The sequence below is a fragment of the Bacillus sp. FSL R7-0166 genome (assembly GCF_038008935.1).
Taxonomy (GTDB): Bacteria; Bacillota; Bacilli; order Bacillales; family Bacillaceae; genus Bacillus; species Bacillus altitudinis.
In genome coordinates, this window is sequence record NZ_JBBPAC010000001.1 from 3,287,879 (window position 1) to 3,303,526 (window position 15,648).

Here is a 15,648-nt window from a genome sequence, read left to right on the forward strand (position 1 = left end):
CCGATAACACGTGAAGTTATCGGTTTTTCTCATTACATATAAATAGGAGAGACAGGCCTGCGCCCAATAGAATGATACTCGACACCAGCTGCTTCTGCCGCTTCAAGCGTATGACAATTCCGGCCATCAAAAATGATCGGCTGCCTCATGAAATCTTTATAAGCTGAAAGTGGAAAGGACTGAATATCCGCCCACTCTGTTAGTATACAGACAGCATCAGCATCCTTTATCGCCTCTTCAATCGTTTGAGCAAAAAAGACTTGATCAGGCAGTTCTTGAGCCGCATTGCGGGCGGCAGCAGGATCATAGGCCACGATCTCCGCTCCTAATTGATGGAGCTGATGAGCGATTGGGATCGACGGCGCCTCTCTTATGTCATCAGTATTCGGCTTAAATGAAAGGCCAAGAAGGGCCATTCTCTTCCCTTCCAAGTTTTCTCCCATTCGCTCCTTCACACTTCGAATATAAGTAGCCCGCTGCTCATTGTTGACTTTGATGACAGCCTTCAATAGCTCAAAATCATGGAACACATGCCCTGCAATTTGAACAAGGGCATTTGTATCCTTCGGAAAACAGGAACCTCCGTAACCAATGCCTGCCCTAAGAAACGAAGCACCAATCCGCTGATCGAGTCCCATCCCTTCTGCAACTCTCTCAACATCAGCTCCTGTTTTTCCACAAATCGAAGCAATTTCATTCATGAAGCTGATTTTTGTGGCAAGAAATGCATTTGATGCGTATTTGATCATCTCTGCGCTTTTCCGATCTGTTCTCACGAATGGAATGTGGAAATCCGCATACATAGACTCTAGCTGATCTAATCCGTTCTTTGTTTCGGCTCCAATCACCAGCCGATCCGCTCGCAACGTATCTGAGATGGCAGAGCCTTCTCGTAAAAATTCTGGATTCGATGCGATAGATAATGGCTCCTTACGACCTAACACGTGATGAATCAAATGATCAATTTGATCGCCCGTTCCGACAGGCACTGTACTTTTCACGACAAGCACTGCGCCTGGCTTTGCTTGTAAGCCCATCTCCTTTGCCGCTTGAAAGACATACTGCAAATCAGCTTGACCGTCTGCCTGCTGCGGGGTACCGACAGCAATCATTAACACGTCAGCCTGCGAATAGGCTGACGCTCCATTAATATGAAAACGAATGCGTCCTTGCTCCATATTCCGTTTGAGCAGTTCTTTTAATCCCGGCTCGTACATCGGAGGATTCCCTTGCTTCAGCTGCATGACCTTCCGCCGGTCAATATCCATACATGTCACATCATGTCCCGCCTCTGCTAAACACACCCCTGTGACAAGCCCTACATACCCACAGCCTGCAATCGCAACCTTCATGACACATCAGCTCCCCATACTCCTTATGCTTGTAATGTCATCGTATGCCGGGGATTTTCGTTCCATTCATAAAAGCATACAAAAACCCCCTGCTGAGAGAGCAGGGGGTTACTTTTATGAAACAAGGCCATTTCGAATATGAGCAATCAGATTTTCAAGCATTTCTTTTGTTGTGACATCATTGGAATTTTCACCAATATCATGAGCGTACATCAAAATCTTTAAAAACTCTTCTTGATTTAAACCCTTATTATCCATGTCTGTATCCTTTCGATTCCACTAATTTCATTATTATATGCTGTATGGTTGGTTTATGCAATACTCTAATACATCATTCGACAGCTTTTGAAATTTATGACCATTTTCATGAAAAACTTTTTTATAAATCACCATTGAGCTATAATAAAAGAATTGGAATCTTTTACTTGGTTAGGAGCGGATCAAATGCTTCAGCACAACATCAACGAAGAAGAAATCAAACAAACAGCCGAACAGATCAAAGAACTTCTTCCTGCAACAGATGAAAACAAGCAACTCATCAAAAAAGCATTGATTACTTATAGACAGGACAGCGTATATCGGCTCAAGCAAGAGTCTGATACCGAATGGTCAGCTTATGTACATGATGTCGTGGCAGCAAGAGTCCACCTTCATGTGCTGTTTCCAGTGAGAAGCAGCTGCTCATGTCCAGCTGATGGACTATGTAAACACATCCTCGCTGTCTTCTTTTCGCTATACGCTCAAGTAGAGAGTGTGACCGGCTTTACAGAAAATTGGTCAGAGAAGGATGAATTACAGCGCAGCAAAGAACTCATTCGTCAGCACTTCCAAGTGAAGCGCCCAGATGAACAATCACTTCAGAGCTGGCTGAATTTTTTCCAGGAGGAATTTCACCTCTGGCTGAAACGGACACCGAAGCACCAGCAAACACCACAGCATTTGTATTACGGCTATTTATCGATCCTGAAAAAACACGCACCCACTTCACCTGAATTCAAGAGTTTGTATGCGATTCATACGTCTATCGATGTGTGGTTAAGGCTCCATGAGCTAATCGACCTCGGCCGCCTCGATGCCGAAAAAGACTTTTATTCAATGAATCCATATGTAGAACAGCTCATGAACACCATTTTTGATTCAGTGGATCATTTGAGGACATACGCCCTTTCCTTTTCCCTCGATCCGTTTCTTGAAAACACACCAACTGCCGTTCGGACACTTCTTCAAATCAGCGGACCTTTCCAGCATGAACGAGTTGCGGTCTTTATGGAAATGTGGGGAACTATATTAAATAGAGGGAAATGGGTCAAAAAAGAAACAGAATTACTCAAGAGCGCCCAACAGCAGGAGCAAACGGTTGAGCGCACCATTGGGCTGATGCATATGGATTATTTGCTAAAAGAAGACGAAAGACTCTTCCAGCAATTAAAATTGCTCAATGCAGATATGCTGCCAAATGTGCTCAATTGGCTAAAGGATCTCACAAACCGCAAGGACTGGAAGCGTCTCAAACTTTGGTATCAAGAGATCACATATGTATTAGAAGAATATTGCCAGCTTGACCTATCTTATAGAGAACTGCGTGGAGCCGTCAGCGATTTCTTCTTTTATTTAGACGCATACTTTAAACAGACGAAAGATCATTTCTTGTATGAACGCTATCTTCAAATCTGTATGCCTTATGCATTTACTGAATATAGTCAGCTCTTATATGCACAAGAACGCTATGCAGAATGGATTGAAATACACAGCCTCGTTGGTTTCTCTATCAGTGAGTTGGAGAAAGAATTAATAAAACAGATTGCAAAGGAAGAGCCTGAAGCACTCATTCCTTCATACCACCGGGAAATCTCACTGCTTCTCGATCAAAAGAATCGAAGTGCTTACCGGGAATCTGTGAAAATGCTCAAAAAACTGCGTACGCTTTATCATAAAACGAAAAAAACCGCGGTGTGGGAAAGATATGTACAGCAGCTGCAAGATTCAACAAAACGGCTGCGTGCGTTCCAAGAGGAAATGAAGAAAGGAAAATTAATTGATGACACGCCATAAACAAATTGTCATTCATGCAGAACAAACCGAAGATTTCTCTTTCACCATTTCAGCGCAAGCAGAGGACGGACAGCCTGTACCGCTAAATGAAATGAAGAGGCAGCTTTTCCAATGGCACGAATCATCTTTTTACGGAACATTCTTAGAAGATGTGAGCTTTATTGGCACACCTGCCTTCCTGTTAAGTCCTTGGATGACCGTTGAATTGTTAGGGAAAAATTCATTTAATACTTTCAGCCATGTGACGTTAACGGATGAAACAGAGCCGCTTATGAAAACAGCCTCAACCATTTACGAATTCATCGAGGATGAAGATTTTGTCCCAGATTTCGAGGCTTGGACAAAAGGAATGCTTCGCTTTAAAGACAAAGAAGGTCTGTTAGATGGCTACACAGCTGATTGGTTCTCCTTTGCCGTACAGGATTACATTCAATATGATGATGCCTTGCAGCACAAATGGAACCGAATGACTGCACAATCGCCTGCTCTTTCCTCCTTCCAAGGTCATTTTTTAGATGAACAGGATTTCTTGGAAACGATCGGCTGGATTGATGATGAGACGCCTTTCACTGTCGGCTTGCGTTTAAATGAGCCTGATTTCGACGGAGATGATTGGAAAATTGAACTGTTTTTGCGTGATAAGAAAAACAGTGATCTGCATTTCTTTGAAGGCATCCGTTCTTTAAAAAAATCATGGCGTCCGTTTCAAGAAAAAATCACCAGAGAGCTGGAGCGGTTCGGTCAGATTGTCCCTTGGCTCTCATTTACATCTGGTACCACCCTCATGTCAGAAGAAGAAGCGTGGCTCTTCCTGTCTGAAGCGAGTGAAACACTTGTGAACATGGGGATTGAGATCCTGCTCCCATCATGGTGGCAAATCGTCAAAGAAAGCACCATGATGCTAAAAGCACGGATTTCCTCCACACCACGAGGCGAATCGCACGTTGGAATGGATGCCCTTATGGACTTTAATTGGCGCTTTGCCACAAACGGGATTGAGCTGACAGAAGATGAATTCAACGAGCTTGTTCAAAGTAAACGTCGTCTTGTCAATATTCGTGGACAATGGATTAAAATCGATCCGACCTTTATCCAGCAAATGAAGAAATGGATGGAGCGCGCTGAGAACGAAGGACTTCATATGTCGGATATTTTGTCACGTGAACTCGCAGACCAAGAGGCCTCTTCTGAGTCGATTCCTGAGCTGCTAGACAGTTCGGCCTTTGCCCATATTCAATTTGAACTTTCGTCTCAATTACGAGGGCTTGTTCATCAGTTAAATGATACACAAGAGCTGCCATCCTACGAGATGAGTGAGTCCTTTAAGGGCACACTGCGCCCGTATCAGCAGCACGGTGTCAACTGGCTTCTGTTCTTAAGGTCTCATGGATTCGGGGCTTGTTTAGCAGATGATATGGGTCTTGGAAAAACGATTCAAATGATCGCTTATTTCACCTATTTGAAGGAGCATCAACAAGACGCCGCTCCATCTCTCATCATTGCACCGACTTCCGTATTAGGGAACTGGCAAAGAGAGCTAGAAACATTCGCACCACATTTGAATGTCGCTCTGCATTATGGACCATCACGTCCACAAGGTGAGAACTTTACAAAAGCGTACGAATCAACAGATATCGTCCTCACTTCGTATGGTCTCTCACATTCTGACCGTGATGAATTAACAGCAGCCAAATGGAATACCATTTGCTTAGACGAAGCCCAGAACATTAAAAATGCCCATACGAAACAATCGAGAGCCATTAGGCAATTAAAAGGACAGCACCACATTGCCCTCAGCGGGACACCGATGGAGAACCGTTTGACAGAGCTTTGGTCTATTTTCGACTTCGTGAACAAAGGATATCTCGGCAGCCTGACCAGTTTTCATAAAAAATTCGTCCTTCCGATTGAAAAAGACCGTGAAGAAAAAAGAATCCAACAGCTGCAGCAGCTGATCAAGCCATTCTTATTAAGACGGACAAAACAAGATGAAGAAGTCGCACTCAATCTGCCAGAGAAACTAGAAGAAAAAGAATTCATCCCGTTATCTGCAGAGCAGGCATCTTTATATGAACAGCTGGTCAAAGATACATTCGAACATATGGCCTCATTAACAGGGATGCAGCGGAAAGCCATCATTTTAAGTATGCTTGGCAGACTCAAACAAATTTGCGATCACCCTGCTCTTTATTTAAAAGAGAGCGGAACAGATGTAAAATTGTTGAAGCGTTCATTAAAAATGGATAAATTAGCAGAGCTGTTAAAAGCCATACACGAACAAGGAGAAAGCTGCCTCATTTTTACGCAGTATATTGAAATGGGCAACATGATCAAACAGCTCGCCGAAAAGATGTTTGGAGAACCAGTTCAATTTTTAAATGGGAGCTTATCCAAACATGATCGGGACAAAATGGTGGAACGCTTCCAGAAAAAAGAGTTCAACATCTTAATTCTTTCTTTAAAAGCAGGAGGAACCGGACTAAACTTAACCGCCGCCAATCATGTCATTCACTACGATAGATGGTGGAATCCTGCTGTAGAAAACCAAGCAACAGACCGTGCTTACCGCATCGGGCAAAAGCGGTTTGTTCATGTCCATAAGATGATCACAACCGGCACGATAGAGGAAAAAATTGATCAAATGCTCGAAACAAAACAAACGTTAAATGATCAAATTATCCAAAGTGAAAGCTGGATTACAGAGCTGTCAACGAACGAACTAGAAGATTTATTCACGTTAAGTGCAGCCGCTCAATCATCGTAATGACAGCAAAAAGAGGACTTTTCTCAGGGCGTGATGAAAAGTCCTCTTTTTTTAATCTCATCTAAAGGAATGCTTAAATTTGCAGCTTTTTCAATGCAGATTTCACATTCATATACGTGTTCAACTCACGGAAGTCCTCTCTCATTTCTCCCATTTTCATCGCAAGATTTGGTTTAATACCTGTCACGATCAGTTCTGTGCCAGTCATTAAAATCAAATCATTTAGCTTAAAGATCGCATCCGCCACAAATGAATCCACCTCTAATAAACCAGACAGATCCACAATGAAGTAATCGTCTTTGGATTGAGAGATATAAGTGGAAACCGTTGAGATGATTTTATCAAATCTTGGCGCTGTTAACGTACCTATGATGGGCAGGACAGAAATACCATCCTTCACCGGAACAATCGGGACAGAAATATTCAATACTTCATCAATGGATTGCTCAAGAAGCTCTTGCTGTTCCTTCTCTTTCGTAACATCCTTTTGCAGACCAACGAAATAAAGGCGTTTCCCTTCATTTTCATCAATCCATAGAGGCGCCACACTTAACTCGTTCCAAAACATTTGACCAGATTTTTTATAGTTTTTCAACTGAACAGTGACAGCCTCTTTGTTTTCAATGGCTGTCCTAATTTGTTTGAGAGCAATCTGTTCAGTTTCATCTCCTTGAAGGAAACGACAGTTCTTTCCTAATACTTCGGTTTCTTGATAGCCTGTCATATCTAAAAAGCCCTTGTTCACATATATTAAAGGATTATCAGGTAAAGACGGGTCCGTCACCGTCAGGCCAACCTGAGTATAGTCTAAGGCTTCCTTGATTAAATGCAGATTGTCGGACTTATAAGATTCCAGCGCCATTCGTTTACTCTCCTTAACTTCCTTACAAGCGGGTTATATTCATAATTAAATTATATGATGTTCCATAGCAGGTGTAAATAGAAGTAGTTCTGAATTCCTCTTTTGTAGAATGCGCTTCACCCTATGTCATTTATACAAATACATGCGATTCAATTATTTCAAAAGATGTTGAATCATATGTGCCACACCATGTTCATCATTTGTTAACGTGACGTGATCAGCTAATTCTTTTATATCCTTTCTCGCATTCCCCATTGCAATTCCAACCCCAGCTGCCCGAATCATCGATTCATCATTTAAACTGTCTCCTACAGCCGCTGTTCGGCTTAATGGAATACCGAGCTTTTCTGCCAGCCTGGTTAACGCCTGCCCTTTCGACGCTTCCTTTGCTCCAATTTCAAAGTTATGATCAGCCGAACTAACCAATGTTAATTCAGAATCATGTCCAAACGCCTCCCATCCGGCTTTCAATCTGTCTTGAAAAAATGAGAAACCTAAGATGTTATAAAACGAAAGATTCTGATCCTCACGAAACAATTCTTGATATGTATCAATATAAGCAAAACCTGACTGGCTGTATTGAACTTCAGCCGCTTGCTCAAGAACACGCTGATCCGTTTCTGGATTTGCACTCTTTAAGCGGTCCATTTCTATCGCCAGAAGCTCCCTGCCGCGGTTTGGTGTGTAAATGGCTTCATTCGTAAACACTTCATAGTAATAATCACGCTCTTCAAGCCATGATAAGATGTGTTTTGCTTTTTCTTCTTCTAGAACAGCCGAATGATATACTTGACCTTCTGGATCATGAATCACAGCTCCATTTGCACTAATGACCCACGTATTCATCCCAAGCTGATCAAAAATAGATTTCACATCAAAATACGCTCTGCCTGTTGAAACGACAACCTCAATCCCACTCGCTGCTGCTTCCTTTAACGCCTGCTCGTTTTCCTGACTCACTTTGTGCTCACTGTTCAATAAAGTTCCGTCTAAATCCGTTGCGATTAATTGAATGTTTGTCATCGGTCTCTCCTTTTTTGCCTTCATTTTCAGTTGACCTTCCGTTTATCAAATCCATCATCATTATGAAATGAGTATCCACTATTTGCAAGGGATGATCGGCTTATCAATGAATATAAGAGTACCCGGTCACGCTACATGACCGGATACGCATAAGGGGATTCACAGGGGACACATGACTGATACAAATAAACCTTGGTTCTACTATTACGCAGTGAATATGTGTACAAGGCAAAGTCTATCAGCTATAGCTAGAGGGGGGCCGCGAGATGCTAGACCTTTGCCTTTTGCCTCCTTTCCTTTCAGCTAACCCTAGTCTACTGAGAAATAGCACAAGAGACAAAAAACGAAAATGACAAAATCGTTCTTCAAATTCTTTATTTTCTCAATCATTTTTACTTTTTACCGCTTGCGTATAAAACATCATCTTATTTTGTTTGACGAAATACTTATTTTTCATAAATTGATAAAAAACATCTGAATGAATCCAATTACTAGAAGGCATGTGAATATAGTCAGACCCGTCCCACGCAAACCAATAAAAACAAAGCCTTCCATCATGAATTGACAACTGAAATTCAAAACAGTCCATTTGATCGTCTGTCACGTATTGAAAAGTGAGGGACTCCCCTTCTTCCATATACACATCACAAAATGAGAGAATATCTCCCCATGTATAGACCCTCACATTGCTTTCCTTTTCCTCACCAATATGTATGTTTCGAAGTTGATAGGACTCCATAAAACATCTCCTTTCACTTATATGCAGCTAGTTCTGAGTAGGCAGCGGTTTCATTTATACAGATGTTGTATGCTATAATGATACTTACGAATAATGAACGCTTGTGAGGTGATAAATATGAAAACCTTTAGGCTGATTGATTTAAAAATCGAACTTGATCCAAAGCAAGATAAAATGTCCAGCATTCCCCTTCGTGACGGCTTAATCATTAATAAAGAAGATGGCGAAAATCACTGGATGATCGAGGCACTGATTCCAAAGAAGCATAGACAAGTGTTTGAGGTGCTCTTCCAGCAGCATACAGAAGTAAAGATTCTCGTGACGATTACAAAAGAAAACAACCGCCCTGTTCATCTATCGGTCCAAGTCAAAAACATCGTTGCCTTAGAAGAAAACATATCTGTATTACTCGACGGTAAAATGATCACAAATCGTTACAGAACAGAAACCGAAGAAGTATTAAAAGACCTCGTCAAAGAGGGGCTATCAGGAGAAAAACTGCTGGATGCTTTTAAACAGAACACATAAAAAAGAGCGGGATGAGCCGCTCTTTTTCTATTGCACATCTTTCGATTGGCTTTGATTTTTCAAAAGATCTCTAATTTCGGTTAACAACACTTCCGTTTGATCTGGCGTTTCAACCACTTCTTCTTCCTCTACCTTTTTCCGTTTTAATTTATTTAAATAACGAATAAAGATAAAAATGGAAAAGGAGATAATCAAGAAGTCGACCACTGTTTGAATGAAACTTCCATACAAAATTTGAGCAGAACCGATTTTAATAGACAATCCACTAAAATCATGCCCCCCAACAATAATACCAACAAGCGGCATAATTAAATCATTCACAAGAGAAGTGACAATTTTGCCAAATGCTCCCCCGATGATGACACCGACAGCCAGGTCAATTACATTCCCCTTGACGGCAAACTCTCTAAATTCTTTCAGCATTCTTTATCACCTTCATCTTTTTTTGTCTAATATGACGTTTTTTTGTCAAAAAAGCAAGTCCTTATCCGCTTGGGCTGAATGTTTCCATATAAAAAACGGTTCATACATGATGAACCGTCAGACATATTACGATACTTTCGGACCGATAGAAAATGTCAGTTCTGCTTCACATGCCACTTCGCCATCTACTGTTGCAACTGCTTTTCCTTTGGCAACTGGACCGCGAAGACGCGTGACTTCAACCTCTAAACGTAGCTGATCGCCGGGCTTGACCTGTCTTTTGAATCGGCAGCTGTCAATCCCTGCAAACAAACCAATTTTCCCTTTGTTCTCTTCTTTACCTAACATGATGACCCCAAAAACTTGAGCGAGCGCTTCTACAATAAGCACACCTGGCATGACGGGGTATCCTGGGAAATGGCCATTAAAAAATTCTTCATTTACTGTGACATTTTTGATTCCAACCGCTCTTTTCTCACCATCAATTTCTAAAATACGGTCAACCAATAAAAATGGATAACGGTGTGGAATAATGTCTTGAATTTGCTGAGCATCAAGCATGTCTTGATCTCTCCTTCTTTTCTATATCGCTAATCTTCATTTGATTCCTATTGAAGTATATTATGAATGCAGTCATTTTTCAATGTCTAGCCAACAATTATGGTAAAAAATAACATCTATTATTACCTATTGTCATGAAATATAATCCACTCTACACTCATCGTTTTTTCACAAATATGGTAATATATATTACATCATTGATTGAATAAGAGGGTAAAAATGAATTTTATAAGCGATAAATCCATTAAAAAACTTCTCCATTCGTGGTATACAATGCTAAAACATCGACATTTTTCGAAGGCTGAAGAGATCAAAACGTCCTTAACCAAATATAAACGTAGATTGTCAAAGAAACAGGAGCTTCATTTACATTATCAGCTTATACTTTTTCGGCACCAGCTCTGGATGAATCAAACAGAAGACTTAGAAAAACTGAAGCATGAACTCATGCTCCACAAAGATCAAATGAATGATCAACTGCAATATTATTTTTACTTTTTTCTCGGTTTATACGAATCTTTAAAGAGCGATCAAAATGATGCCATTCATTATCTTGAAAAAGCAGAAGAAAAACTGCCCCTGCTAGACGATGAGCTAGAGGAAGCGGAGTTTCATTTCCGTACAAGTGGTGTTTATTATAACAACCGCTATTCACTGTTATCCATTCGACATGTTGAAAAAGCCATGGATATCTTTGCAAAGCACGGGGATATCCACAGCATTTATCGGTGCAAAATTGTGCTCGCACTTAACTTTAGTGATCAAAAAAAATATGAAGAAGCAGAATCTATTTTTATTGAAATTATCGAATACGTGAAAATGATTGATGACCAAGAACTGCTTGGTATCGTGTATTATGACGCTGGTTTTATCAAGTCGAGACAGAATCGTCATAAGGAAGCACTAGAATACTTTAAAAAAGCGCTTCGGCTCCCAGCATACCGGAAATCTGCCCACTCCTATGTATCGTGTCTCTATGAAACTGTGCGTTCCTGCTTTAAAGAGAATTTAACTGATGAAGGAATGAAGTATATTCAAAAAGGACTAAAAGAAGCCGTTGATGCCCAATTTGATCTATTAAGAATCAAGTTCCAAATTTTATTCCTTCTCTACAGCCAAACGCCCAAGGCAGATGAACAGATTGCTACACTCGTCACATGTCTTGAACGAAAAGAAGCCTGGATTGATCTTGAAGATCTGCTTGCAGATGTCTCAGATTTTTATAAAAAAAAGGGCGACTTTGAGCGAGCCGCCTTTTTTATCATGAGAGGCTGACATCCGCCTGCTCATTATCGAATGGTATTAATGAGTCCTAGCATCTGATCGCCCATCGTAATGGTTCTTGAGTTCATCTGATACGAACGCTGTGTTGTCATGAGGTCTGTTAATTCTTTAGACATGTCCACATTCGACGTTTCAAGTGCACCTTGCTGAAGTTGAATGGCCTGACGGTTTGCCCCATTCAGTGCCGTTAAAGCGCCTTGATAGTTGCCGTCGACTGAGAACAAATTTTCTCCTTCAGAGATGAGTGCTGAAGAATTATTCACTTGAACAACCCCAAGGTTCACCTGCTGATTCGGTTGATTGCCTCGAGAGATAGCTGTAAGCCGGCCATTTTTATCGATAGAAATATCACGGAAATTCGCATTTAAGACAATCTCATTCCCGTTTTCGTCAAGAATCGGATGGCCTTCGCTTGTCACCAGCTGGACTTGATTCCGATTATTTCCTGGCTGTAAATAAAGAGAGCCATCTCTTGTATACCGGATGTTACCGCCAGCATTGACCTGCAAATACTGAGATGGCGCACCAAATGCAACATCAAGGTCACGGCCTGTTTCTTTAATAGACCCTTGCAATGAGTTAATGGATGCATTGACCATCGTTCCAGTTCCAAGCCTTAAACCAGCAGGTGTCAGACGACTGTTTGCCACCTGCTCATTTTTTTCATCTACCTGATTAAACTGTTGTCTGACCAGCTCTGAAAAACGGGTGTTTTTCGCGCGATACCCTGTTGTTTCACTGTTTGCGATGTTATTACTAATGATATCAAGCTGCTTTTGCACCTCGTTCATCGACACAGCTGCATTGATCATCGTTCTAAGCATGAGAATCCTCCTCTCTCTTCATTTCTTCATTAATACACTCTTCCGATTTCGTTCACTGCTTTTTCTAAACTCTTATCATATGCCTGAACCACTTTTTGGTTTGTTTCAAATGCGCGGTAGGCTGTTGTCATTTCTGTATATGATTTCGTCACATCAACGTTCGACAGCTCTGATACACCTTGGCTTAATGTATAGGACATTTGACCGTTATTGACCGCACTTGGAAGAGGCTGATTATCAGCTGTACGGTATAAATCATTTCCTTCACGCGCAAGGTTTCTTGTATCCATTGCAACACGTACATCAATTTGTCCAAGGTTTTGTCCGTTTTCACTCACGGTTCCATCTGCGTTCACTTTGAAATTCTCACTTTGAACGGTAATCGGCTGGCCCGTCACGGAAAGAAGGGCACGTCCATTGATCGTCAACTGATTTTGATCATTCAATGTAATGGAACTGCTTTTCGTATAACGAACGCCTTCTGGTGTATTCACAGCATAAAAAAGCGCTGACTTTTGATTTGTCTCTGGGTTGATGGGTACATTATTTTCTACTAATGCGATATCCGTTGTTTGATCCGTTGTTTTTAATGTTCCTTGTGTAAATTGAGGAATTAACTCCTGCATGTATGTTCCCGTATTAATTCCGCCAATCGCCGTTTGCTGCGGGATACTAAAGCCTTTGCCTGAAGATGTTTGGAAACGTCCTGATTCCATTCGGCTTAGCAGCATTTCTGGAAATGCGCGCATGGCCCCTTCATCTGCTTTATAGCCTGGAGTATTCGCATTTGCGATATTATTTGAAAGCATTTCTGTCCGCCGCTCTTGAGCGATCATGGCAGATGTTGCGGTGTATAGTCCTTTTAACACGTGCTCACCTCATTCAAATTCTTTCACATGACCTAAAATCATCAGTACACAATCTTCTATGAAATATATCGGCATATTGGCAGGCTTCTTTAATAAAAATCCCCCATTCTTTCTAAAAAGAATGAGGGAAATCATTAGCTGAGTTTACGCTTTGGCAGCTTGTCCATATTATCAAGCATCACGCCAGTACCAACTGCTACACAATCCATTGGGTTTTCTGCAACGAAAACTGGTACTTTCAGCTCTTCTGCAAGCAATTGATCAAGCCCGTTTAGAAGCGCTCCGCCACCAGTAATGATGACGCCGCGGTCAATGATATCAGCTGATAATTCAGGTGGTGTTCTTTCAAGAACTTGTTTCGCAGCCTGAACAATGGCAGATACAGATTCACGTAATGCTTCTTCTACTTCTTTGCTTGTGACGGTAATCGTTCTTGGTAATCCTGTCACCATGTCTCGTCCACGAATCGAGATCTCTTCGTGACGTGCGTCTGGGAATACCGTTGCAACTTGGATCTTAATGTCCTCTGCAGTTCGCTCACCGATCAACAGCTTGTACTCTTTTTTGATGTAGTTGAGAATTTCCAGATCAAATTTGTCTCCAGCCATTTTAATAGAAGAGGCGGTTACAATGTCACCCATCGAGATGACAGCGATATCTGTCGTTCCGCCTCCAATATCTACGACCATGTTTCCACTTGGCTGAAAAATATCCATACCAGCACCAATTGCTGCTACTTTTGGCTCTTCTTCAAGAAATACATGCTTCCCGCCGCTTTTTTCAGCAGCTTCTTTGATTGCCTTCTGCTCAACAGATGTAATGTTTGTCGGGCAGCAGATGAGCATACGCGGCTTAGAGAACAGCCCTTTCACATTCAATTTGTTAATAAAATGCTTGAGCATCGCTTCAGTTACTTCAAAATCAGCAATTACGCCATCTTTTAATGGACGAATCGCAACAATATTCCCAGGCGTACGTCCAACCATACGTCTCGCTTCTTCTCCAACAGCTAATACTTTCCCGCTGTTTTTATCAAGAGCGACAACAGATGGTTCATTTAACACAATTCCTTTTCCTTTGACATGAATCAGTACATTTGCAGTACCAAGATCAATTCCAATATCCCTAGCAAACATCTATATATATCCTCCTTGAAAATCTGTTTCCATAGCAAATACCACATTCTGCCCTAATTATATATTCTATCATAATTTGAAGAAAAAAAGATATTTCTTTACAAAAGTCTTTACAAAATTTGTGGTTAGAAACTACCGATAAGAGGAAGATATATATATCATGTTTATGAACAAAGAACTAAAGCTTACTGTTTTACAGGCTCACCTTCTAAAATTTCTTCTTTTTTATACTTTAACTTTGTGGCTTCTCCCCCTCGCAGGTGACGGATTGATTTATGATAATCCAGTATCTCCTTCACTTCGTTAGCCAGATCTGGATTAATTTCTGGCAGTCTTTCTGTTAGATCCTTGTGTACAGTACTTTTAGAGACTCCAAATTCTTTCGCAATTACACGAACGGTTTTCTTTGTCTCCACGATATACTTTCCTATCTTGATTGTTCGCTCTTTGATGTAATCGTGCACACCACTCGACCTCCCTAAAATGGATGTGAGAAGTGTGAAATGAGATCCGTATCAATATTATCCATTTTCAGCGGCGCTTGTTCGTCTTAATTTCTCATCCATTAGGTAGCAAATGCCAAACACGATCCCTCACCTCAAACACTCTCTTTGTCAGGTTTGTAACAGTGTATTAGCATTGCATAGGGAATATGCTAAAAATGAAGATGGGACAAGGGATTTATCAGAAAAGACAAAACAAAAAATCATTTCGAGTGCCGAAAATTTTCACTTTACAAGCATCGGTGTAACACGTAAAATAGGAAAGGTGATTTTATTTACCTAGATAAATAATGAATAAAGGTGAGCCTATGGATACGTTAAACAGAGAGTGTTTACATCAAATACATCAAAGCGCGCGGCTGCTGTCTAAAAAAGCGAACGAAGCGCTTGCTGCTTATGACTTGTACATGTCCCAGTGGACTGTACTTTTTTGTTTGGATACATTCGGTCCTAAAACGCAAAAAGACATTTGGACCTATTTGAACGTCGAAGCACCGACGATTACAAGAACCGTGACGCGTCTAGAAGCAAACGGCTGGGTGAAACGAGTCCAAGGAAAAGACAAACGTGAGAATCTCATCGTCATGACAGACGATGCAAAAGCAAAGTTTAAAAAAATCAAACAGACGATGGAACAATTTGAAGAAGAATGTCTTTCAGATTTTACCTACGAAGAAAAACAACTCCTCCATACACTTTTACACAAATTATCAACTGAATAGGAAGTG

At 41.1% G+C, this 15,648-nt stretch carries 16 protein-coding genes; 5 read left to right on the plus strand and 11 right to left on the minus strand.

Annotated features, from left to right (window positions below; all coding sequences use genetic code 11):
- Positions 1-32 precede the first annotated feature (32 nt).
- Together NST01_RS17070 and NST01_RS17075 are read right to left on the minus strand one after the other, a co-directional pair.
- Positions 33-1,352 carry a UDP-glucose dehydrogenase family protein gene (locus NST01_RS17070; RefSeq protein ID WP_046526708.1) on the minus strand — a complete coding sequence of 440 codons (1,320 nt, stop codon included), beginning with the start codon at positions 1,350-1,352 and terminating at the stop codon, positions 33-35.
- Positions 1,353-1,466: 114 nt separating this feature from the next.
- Positions 1,467-1,610 carry a hypothetical protein gene (locus NST01_RS17075; RefSeq protein ID WP_003214884.1) on the minus strand — a complete coding sequence of 48 codons (144 nt, stop codon included), beginning with the start codon at positions 1,608-1,610 and terminating at the stop codon, positions 1,467-1,469.
- Positions 1,611-1,796: 186 nt separating this feature from the next.
- Here NST01_RS17075 and NST01_RS17080 point away from each other — a divergent pair, with 186 nt between their 5' ends.
- Positions 1,797-3,404: an SWIM zinc finger family protein gene (locus NST01_RS17080; protein ID WP_017360013.1), complete on the plus strand. Its 1,608-nt coding sequence runs from the start codon at positions 1,797-1,799 to the stop codon at positions 3,402-3,404.
- A complete protein-coding gene (locus NST01_RS17085; protein ID WP_017360014.1) occupies positions 3,391-6,168 on the plus strand; it encodes a DEAD/DEAH box helicase in 2,778 nt (925 codons plus the stop codon). Before NST01_RS17080 ends, NST01_RS17085 begins: the two co-directional genes overlap by 14 nt.
- A gap of 73 nt (positions 6,169-6,241) precedes the next feature.
- Here the strand turns inward: NST01_RS17085 and NST01_RS17090 are convergent, their stop codons facing one another.
- The 3 genes from NST01_RS17090 to NST01_RS17100 all read right to left on the minus strand — a co-directional run bounded on the left by NST01_RS17090 (position 6,242) and on the right by NST01_RS17100 (position 8,792).
- Positions 6,242-7,030 (minus strand): STAS domain-containing protein, encoded by a 789-nt coding sequence (locus tag NST01_RS17090; RefSeq protein WP_019743575.1) that lies wholly within the window; start codon positions 7,028-7,030, stop codon positions 6,242-6,244.
- Positions 7,031-7,183: 153 nt separating this feature from the next.
- Positions 7,184-8,044 (minus strand): Cof-type HAD-IIB family hydrolase, encoded by an 861-nt coding sequence (locus NST01_RS17095; protein WP_029575441.1) that lies wholly within the window; start codon positions 8,042-8,044, stop codon positions 7,184-7,186.
- Between the two features lie 391 nt (positions 8,045-8,435).
- Positions 8,436-8,792, minus strand: coding sequence for a hypothetical protein (locus NST01_RS17100; protein WP_008343305.1), 357 nt, complete (start codon positions 8,790-8,792; stop codon positions 8,436-8,438).
- A 117-nt stretch (positions 8,793-8,909) separates the two neighbouring features.
- Here NST01_RS17100 and NST01_RS17105 point away from each other — a divergent pair, with 117 nt between their 5' ends.
- Entirely contained in the window at positions 8,910-9,320 is a 411-nt protein-coding gene (locus NST01_RS17105) for a YwpF-like family protein (protein WP_003215215.1), read from the plus strand.
- Between the two features lie 27 nt (positions 9,321-9,347).
- Here the strand turns inward: NST01_RS17105 and mscL are convergent, their stop codons facing one another.
- Positions 9,348-9,743: a large conductance mechanosensitive channel protein MscL gene (gene mscL / locus NST01_RS17110; protein WP_007497563.1), complete on the minus strand. Its 396-nt coding sequence runs from the start codon at positions 9,741-9,743 to the stop codon at positions 9,348-9,350.
- A 126-nt stretch (positions 9,744-9,869) separates the two neighbouring features.
- Entirely contained in the window at positions 9,870-10,304 is a 435-nt protein-coding gene (gene fabZ / locus NST01_RS17115) for a 3-hydroxyacyl-ACP dehydratase FabZ (RefSeq protein ID WP_326114905.1), read from the minus strand.
- Positions 10,305-10,523: 219 nt separating this feature from the next.
- Between fabZ and NST01_RS17120 the strand changes: the two genes are divergently transcribed.
- On the plus strand, positions 10,524-11,579 hold the full coding sequence (locus tag NST01_RS17120; RefSeq protein WP_165379176.1) for a tetratricopeptide repeat protein: 1,056 nt from the start codon (positions 10,524-10,526) through the stop codon (positions 11,577-11,579).
- Between the two features lie 14 nt (positions 11,580-11,593).
- On the opposite strand, the gene NST01_RS17125 is transcribed toward NST01_RS17120, so the two are convergent.
- The 4 genes from NST01_RS17125 to spoIIID all read right to left on the minus strand — a co-directional run bounded on the left by NST01_RS17125 (position 11,594) and on the right by spoIIID (position 14,881).
- Entirely contained in the window at positions 11,594-12,412 is an 819-nt protein-coding gene (locus tag NST01_RS17125; protein ID WP_007497568.1) for a flagellar hook-basal body protein, read from the minus strand.
- 29 nt (positions 12,413-12,441) lie between these two features.
- Positions 12,442-13,281: a flagellar hook-basal body protein gene (locus tag NST01_RS17130; RefSeq protein ID WP_017360018.1), complete on the minus strand. Its 840-nt coding sequence runs from the start codon at positions 13,279-13,281 to the stop codon at positions 12,442-12,444.
- 134 nt (positions 13,282-13,415) lie between these two features.
- Positions 13,416-14,417, minus strand: coding sequence for a cell shape-determining protein Mbl (gene mbl / locus NST01_RS17135; protein ID WP_007497573.1), 1,002 nt, complete (start codon positions 14,415-14,417; stop codon positions 13,416-13,418).
- A gap of 185 nt (positions 14,418-14,602) precedes the next feature.
- Positions 14,603-14,881: a sporulation transcriptional regulator SpoIIID gene (gene spoIIID, locus NST01_RS17140; RefSeq protein WP_008343327.1), complete on the minus strand. Its 279-nt coding sequence runs from the start codon at positions 14,879-14,881 to the stop codon at positions 14,603-14,605.
- Between the two features lie 347 nt (positions 14,882-15,228).
- On the opposite strand from spoIIID, the gene NST01_RS17145 reads away from it, so the two are divergent.
- On the plus strand, positions 15,229-15,642 hold the full coding sequence (locus NST01_RS17145; RefSeq protein WP_026050165.1) for a MarR family winged helix-turn-helix transcriptional regulator: 414 nt from the start codon (positions 15,229-15,231) through the stop codon (positions 15,640-15,642).
- The last annotated feature ends 6 nt before the right edge of the window (positions 15,643-15,648 follow it).